This window comes from Salinigranum halophilum (assembly GCF_007004735.1).
Classification (GTDB): Archaea; Halobacteriota; Halobacteria; order Halobacteriales; family Haloferacaceae; genus Salinigranum; species Salinigranum halophilum.
In genome coordinates this window covers 1-1,230 of sequence record NZ_SSNL01000012.1, presented here as the reverse complement: position 1 = coordinate 1,230, position 1,230 = coordinate 1, and the positions used below count along the sequence as shown (strand labels likewise).

Here is a 1,230-nt window from a genome sequence, read left to right as displayed (position 1 = left end):
TCAGGATGCGTTTTTGAGTTCGTCGAGCGCGGCGGGGTTCTCGATACTCGACATATCGCCGAGTTCTTCGCCCTGGTAAATCGAGGAGATGGCGCGGCGGATGACCTTCCCCGACTGGGTTTTGGGGAACTCCGAGACGAACAGGATTTCGCGCGGGCGGAACGGCTTGCCGTGTTCGTCGCCGACGAGCGCCGACAACTCTGCGCGCAACTCGTCGCTCCCCTCGACTCCCTCTTCGAGCACGACGTACGCGACCACTGCGGTCCCCGTCGTGTCGTCGGGAACGCCCACAGCAGCGGCCTGGTTCACCCCCTCGTGTTCGGTCAGCACGCCTTCGATTTCGGCCGGGCCGACTTTTCGCCCCGCGACGTTGAGCGCGTCGTCGGCTCTGCCGTGGAGGAACCAGAAGCCGTCTTCGTCTTTCTGCGCCCAGTCGCCGTGGTCCCACACGTCGGGCCACGTCGACCAGTACTCTTCGAGGTACCGTTCATCGCCCGACCACAGCGATTTGGTGGTGGACGGACACGAGTCGCGCGCGACCAGGAAGCCGCGCTCGTGGGTGTCGGCGATGGATTCTCCAGAATCGTTCACGATGTCGATGTCCATGCCCAGGCCGGGCCCGCCGAGCGAAGTCGGCTTGAGCGGTTGGGTGGGCATCGGCATGAGGAAACAGCCGCAGATTTCGGTCCCGCCCGAGATGTTGATGATGGGCGCTTCCGACCCACCGACGTGCTCGTAGAACCACTGCCAGGACTCGGGGTCCCACGGCTCGCCGGTCGACCCGAGGAGGCGAATCGACGAGAGGTCGTGGGATTCGACCCACTCGTCGCCGTGCTTGCGAAGGGCGCGAATCGCGGTCGGAGAGATACCGAACGTCGTGAGTGAATGACGGTCGATCATCTCCCAGAATCTGTCTGGCTGGGGCTGGTCGGGCGCGCCCTCGTACATGAAGATAGTTCCTCCAAAGGTGTGGTTTCCAATCAACGTCCACGGCCCCATCATCCAGCCGATGTCCGACACCCAGAAGAAGCGGTCGGCGGGCTTGTGGTCGAAGCCGAAGTAGATCTCTTTGGCGCACTGCATCTGCACGCCCGCGTGGGTGTGGACGATTCCCTTGGGCTTGCCCGTGGTGCCCGACGAGTACAGCAGCATCGACTCCTGATTCGAGGGGAGCGATTTGGTGTCGTACGCGTCGTCTTGCGTCTCGACGGCGTCGGCGAACCACTCGTC

Annotated in this window: 1 protein-coding gene; it reads right to left on the bottom strand. The window is 63.6% G+C overall.

Features of this window, described 5'->3' with window-relative positions:
- On the bottom strand, positions 1-1,230 hold a 1,230-nt coding region (locus E6N53_RS20575), incomplete at its 5' end, for an acetate--CoA ligase (RefSeq protein WP_142861273.1).